The 5,887-nt window shown below is 25.7% G+C and carries 8 protein-coding genes; all 8 read right to left on the bottom strand.

What is annotated here, in order from left to right; translation table 11 throughout:
* Nucleotides 1–447: hypothetical protein (locus LS64_RS11885; protein ID WP_138127375.1), on the bottom strand; the 447-nt coding region annotated here is incomplete at its 3' end.
* A gap of 1 nt (nucleotide 448) precedes the next feature.
* Nucleotides 449–1,075: a hypothetical protein gene (locus tag LS64_RS11880; RefSeq protein ID WP_034569375.1), complete on the bottom strand. Its 627-nt coding sequence runs from the start codon at nucleotides 1,073–1,075 to the stop codon at nucleotides 449–451.
* Between the two features lie 100 nt (nucleotides 1,076–1,175).
* A complete protein-coding gene (locus LS64_RS12885; RefSeq protein ID WP_034569377.1) occupies nucleotides 1,176–2,729 on the bottom strand; it encodes a DUF6402 family protein in 1,554 nt (517 codons plus the stop codon).
* A gap of 37 nt (nucleotides 2,730–2,766) precedes the next feature.
* Complete coding sequence (locus tag LS64_RS12880; protein ID WP_193554444.1) at nucleotides 2,767–3,477, bottom strand: hypothetical protein; 711 nt, start codon at nucleotides 3,475–3,477, stop codon at nucleotides 2,767–2,769.
* On the bottom strand, nucleotides 3,470–4,912 hold the full coding sequence (locus LS64_RS13475; RefSeq protein WP_034569401.1) for a hypothetical protein: 1,443 nt from the start codon (nucleotides 4,910–4,912) through the stop codon (nucleotides 3,470–3,472). The genes LS64_RS12880 and LS64_RS13475 overlap by 8 nt, the downstream gene beginning before the upstream one ends.
* Nucleotides 4,913–4,926: 14 nt before the next feature.
* A complete protein-coding gene (locus LS64_RS11860) occupies nucleotides 4,927–5,235 on the bottom strand; it encodes a hypothetical protein (protein ID WP_034569404.1) in 309 nt (102 codons plus the stop codon).
* Nucleotides 5,236–5,270: 35 nt separating this feature from the next.
* Nucleotides 5,271–5,513 (bottom strand): hypothetical protein, encoded by a 243-nt coding sequence (locus LS64_RS11855; protein ID WP_052062287.1) that lies wholly within the window; start codon nucleotides 5,511–5,513, stop codon nucleotides 5,271–5,273.
* 3 nt (nucleotides 5,514–5,516) lie between these two features.
* Nucleotides 5,517–5,887, bottom strand: a 371-nt coding sequence (locus LS64_RS13470) for a hypothetical protein (protein WP_238699493.1), incomplete at its 5' end; no start/stop codon positions are given.

The raw sequence follows: 5,887 nt of genomic DNA, 5'->3' as shown, positions 1-5,887 counted from the left end.
ATTATAAATATGAATTAGATTTGACATTGAAATATTAGATTCTATAGAATCTAAAAAGATTATTTTTATAGATTTGTCCTTAGATTCTAAGATTAGATTTTCTTTAAAACTTAGATTATTTATTCTCTCCATTTCTTTTGCAATAGATTCTATTCTTTCTTGTTTTAAAGTTATAAAAGATTTATATAAAGCCTTTCTAGATTCTAAATATTCATTTGTTATAGAATCTTTATTTAGAATAAATATATTTGCAAAGTCATTTTTATATCCAAAGTTTTTTATTGCTAGATTTTTATTAAGAAGTGTTTTGTTGTTATAATCTATTGCAATAAAATCTTGACATTCATAAAGGGCTTTGAGATGTGCAATAGATGAGTTTTTATTAATATTTTTTATTTCATCATAGCTTATAAACATTAGCCTAGCTGTAAATAAATTATTGTCCATGTTAAATCCTTAAGAAATATTTATAAATTAACTCCATAAAAACTACAATAGGTATATGTGGATATATTTCTTGTTGTAAGCCCAAAATATCAATATTTGTAAGCGTAAAAAATACACCGATAAATATAGCTATATATTTAAAATGTTTATTTGGTTTTATAAAAGAAATCACACTATGTCGCATTGCATAATGCTTATATTCATTTTTAAATATATAACTAAGAATCCATCTGCTAATGAAAAATATCATAATTTTTAAAAGAATAAAGCCAATAAAAAAGACATTATAGTTAACATATTCATATTCAAATATTATTTTTGACATGCCATTATATTGCTTTCTTATTTCATCTATATCGGCTAAAGGGTTTATATGACCACTAGCAGGAATAAGACAAAAACCAATAGTTTCAAATAATACAATAACAATCAACATACCTATAAAATATGATTTCATGAATTCTTTTGAAAATAATATGTTAGGTACTAAAAAACGATTTAAAATATAAAAAAACACTATATTGAGAAATAGAGATAAATAGAAGAATAAAAAAAGAGATGGTGCAATAGGACATATAACGCATGACATTATACCAACTGCAATACCTATAAAAATACTCTCAATCATTACCTAACCCTAACTTACAATAATAGTTTAAAATATTTAATTCACAAAACAATAAAATTTATAAAAATTCTCCACGTTGCAAGTAACATATTTTCCATATTTATCCTATCGTGTCATAAAGTGTAGAATACTTAAACTCATCAAAATGAAGTTTGGCGATAAAATCATCGCTATAAAGTTTAAAATCTAAGCCATAAGGAGTAAATTTTTGATAATCTTGATAATCTTGATTGTAGATATAGTATTGATTTGTTTTTTTAGATTCTAGTATATCGGCCGAGGATACATCTGGAATAGCATGGCCTATGATATATTTTTTAAACTTTTTAGGCATATATGTTACTATTTGACTAATTGAGCCCGATATACTAAAACACTTATTATCAAAATCCCACGCACCAACAGGCTGACCTAGTTTTATAATTTCTCCATTATCATTAAAAATATGTGGTTGATCTAGAAAATCAAAGCTATCATATACATAAGCTACCATTTTATCTATACGAAATACTACTTTTTCTTTATTGTTTTTTATTTCTTTTTTTATGCTTATTTGTGTAGGGGCGTAATATATAGAAAATTTACCACTACAAGCATAAAGTGATAAATCTTGCATTGTGTCATTATAAAATTGCTGATTTATCTCTTTGCTTACATTATAGGCTTCATAAGCCAATATTCCTTGTCCTACCACAGGAATACTTCGCCTTGCTTGTTTAATAAATAACGTCGCTGAAATATCTACACTAAATTGTCCTGCGATATTTGTTCCTAGATTCCGTAATGTTTGCATAAAAAACTCATCATCATCAATTCCTTGTAATTGACAATTAAGATTATCTATTTCATAAGGCTTACATTGTAAGATAAATTTATAACCTTGTGGCAATTTATCATTTTCTTTTGCGATAATATAAGATTCTACATTTTTATTACTCCTATTTTCTCGTATATCAATAGCAAAATTAAATCTATACTCACCTTGTGATAATCTTTTTATAAACGTGATGATATTTTTATTATTAATTAGCATATTTCTTATATGTGTTAAAAAATTATCACTATATATTTTCTGTTTATCAAAATCACTCAATCTTTTTATCAATGGAAACTGCATATAAAACTTATCCCAATTAAGCGTAGTATAGAATCTAATGGGTCGTTTTGTTTCATTTATATTATTAACTTGATTATTTTTATGATACGAAAATAATTCTGCCCTTTGTCTTAGTGTTTTTGCATCATTAGATTCTACATCTTTAGGATATGGCGTAAATGAAAGTTTTAGTGGTTCAATGTTGTAAGTTTGCATAAATGTTTGTATTTCTTGTAATCTTTGTTTCTCTTGTTGAGTCATGTGTTTTGTTTGTTTGATGGGGATATCAAAGTTATTAATCATATCAACTTTAGGACTATTTTGCCATAAATATTGCAAATTATAACTTACAGCCCAACCTAGTGCTGCTATTTTATTTTTTGCAATATATTTGTGATATTTAAATTCATTATAACAACACTCTAATTCTAAAGGCAATATATTTTCATATTGAATTGAACGCATATCCATTTGTTTTAGTTTTTGCTTATGCAATAATTTATTAGCTATTATTTTACTAAATTGACTTTCCTCTTTTAGCTCAAATTGATAAGGCAAGATTTTTCTCCTGTAATTATTGTTGTTATCTATCAACTTAGATTATATCATAATTATATATTATAAGACTTACTAAAGTGCAAGGAGTTGGCACTCCTAAGATAGTATTTTGACAACCTATTATTTGACTATTTAATAAATCAGATTCTAAAATCATTGATTTATTGTTTGATTTAAATGGCTTTCCTTTGTTTGATTGTAGTTTTACTATTCCACCATGAATACATTTGATTTCGTTATCTTCTAAGATAGGACAAAGCATTGCTATAGATTCTATAGAATCTAACTCCCATTTAAAAGGGCGGTGGGTGGGCGATAGGCTAGATTCTATGGAATCTAATTTGTCATTGCGAGACTTTTGTAAAAAGTCGTGGCAATCTAACTCTTTACTTAGAATCTTCTTTGCTTCTTTAGATTTAGATTCTAACTTTATATTTAAACTAGATTCTAAGATTGAATAATGTAATATCGTTAAGACTTTAGAATCTAAAAACACTTGCAAAGTTTGTGTAGCCTTTTTAGAATCTAAATTAGATTCTTGTAGACAATACACTTCGTTATATTCACCATAAAAGAAACATTCTTCATTTTCTTTGCTAGATTCTATACCGCCTTTTAGTTCTATGCCTAAGAAATATATTTTAGAATTTATAGAATCTATATTTTTAGATTCTAAGATTTTTAAATCTAGTGTTTGATTTTGATAAGTAAATATTTTTTCTATTTGTTTATTATTTTCTTTATCCATTTAATGCTTCCTTGTTTATAGATTTTCGTAATTTATGCAAAGAATTACTCCAATAGTTTAAATCATCCTTTCCACTTAAGATAGCTATATAGCTTTTATTTATAGAATCTATATAGCTTTGGCTTATGTTTTTATAAGTATAATTTGCATACATACACTTATCTTTTGATACAAATACAAAAGGTGAATTTTTATTTAAAGCCCAATTATATTCAGGAATGTTTGGGTCTAGTTGACTTTGATTGTATGGAATATAGTTATTTTCCTTCTTCAATATTTGTATATTATTCTTATCTTTGTTATACAAAATAAATATAAAATCACCTTTTATCTCCACACAACCTTTATTTTTAGCATTATCCACTATTTGCATAGAAAGAATAGAATATAAATTGTTGTATATGCTATATAGATTTTGTCTTTTATGTTTTAAATTTTCAAGTTTGTTTTGTAAATAGCTCTTTAAGCCTTCATTTTCACTTGTGCATATTATTTCATATTGTGAGTTTTCTTTCTTAGTTGCTATGTTGCATATAAATTTATTTCCTATCATTTCTCTAGCCCATTTTCTAAAGGCTTTTGCTGCTTGTATAGATTCTAAATTAGAATCTATTTGTTGAAATTTTATAAATACTTGATTGTAATATTCTAGAGATTTTATAGAATCTTTTAGTGTATTAACAAGATTGATTTCTATGTCAAAGGCTTTTTTATAAATAAATTTAGTTATTTGATAATTAATACTTAGATTTGGCAATATATCGGGTATCCATTCATTTATATCTACCACTTCTATACCGATAGAATCTAATTTATTTAAAACCCAAGTAACGCAGTTGTGGATGGGTGGGATTACAAAACTAATTTTAGTTTTAGCTATAGGAGCAGAATTATAGTAAAGCTGATATTCTAAATCTTTTCTTTTTCCGTAAAACGACATATCATTTTTTGTCCAAGTCCCATTTCTATCTTTTGTAAGATTTACATCTTGTTTGATAAATTCTAGTAACATTTCATATTGCTCTTTTGAGACTTCTAAAGTGCAGCGATTAGATTCTGTAAATGTATTTTTATCTCTATCTTTATTATAATACCCTACTAATATGTCTCCCCATTCTTGTATGTACTGATTATTCTCATACACTTTACCCCAATGACTAGAAGCATGATTTACTGGTCCAAAACCAAAGAAACCCTCATTTTTAAAATCAGAATCTAAAATACTAGGATATATTTGTTCATACCATTTAGAATCTATTTTGTCCCATTGTTTGCTTTTAAGAACCTCTTTATTTTTTTGTTTATCTAGTTTATCTAATTCATTAGGATGTTTATGTGATAGTCCTAGAAAGACATGTGGAATATTTATAAATTCTCCAGAGTTAAAATTAATTATAGACATAGGGTTAATATATAATGTTACAAAATACGACATAAATTCTCCTTTATTCATAAATCATGTAAAATACTAGCAGCTACTAGCCACCAAAAACCTGAAAATAGCATACAGCATAGTATGGAGCTTATTACACATATTATTTTGTAAAAATATTTTAGAAAAAATACAACGACAACATTTGATAAATTCAAGGCTAAGGCATAGTAGTATAATGTATCTGCATCTTGCAATATAAATTCAAACAAAGTTCCTGCAATAAAAAATGATGGTAAAAATAATATTGGAATAGCTATTGTCATCACTCCAAAACATATAATACAATCTAATATAAATTTGCCTAAATCGCAATTATTATTCATATAATACCCTTTTTATTATATTCAAATACTATTTCTCAATGATTTTTTCCAATTTCCACAGGAGCAAAACCAAAAAAGCCATCATTAAATTCACTTATTTCTAAACTTTCATACCACACTTTATCAATATCTTTAAAATCTTTATTTTTAAGCTTTTTATCTCTTAATTCTTTATCTATCTTATCCAGTTCATTAGGGTGTTTACGTGTTAAACCCAAAAAGGCATGTGGGATATTAGAATTCATTGGATGGATATAAATAGTTACAAAAAATTTCATTGATTATCCTTTAATTGGTCCTGTAGCAATTTTTATTGCACATAACCACCAAAAACTAGTCGATAATATAAATACAAACCAAAAACTTGATTTATAAATTTTATATTTAATCATTATGCCTTTCTTTTCTAAAAAAAACCAAATACTAAAAAACAATATATGACATAATGTAAATGATAGGGCATCAAACAAAAAATCATTTAAAATATCTAGATTTCCCAAATAGAATGTTGGTCCTAAAATATCAAAAGTAAACTTCTTAAGAAATTCTGTAATTAAATTTATCGGAAATAATAATATAACTACAGAGATGAGTATTAACAACATACATATCAAGCAATCTAATATAAACTTGCCAAAGCTAAATTTATTCA

Origin of the sequence: Helicobacter saguini (assembly GCF_000762875.2) — a bacterium.
GTDB lineage: Bacteria > Campylobacterota > Campylobacteria > Campylobacterales > Helicobacteraceae > Helicobacter_A > Helicobacter_A saguini.
This window is presented reverse-complemented; position numbering and strand designations above follow the sequence as displayed.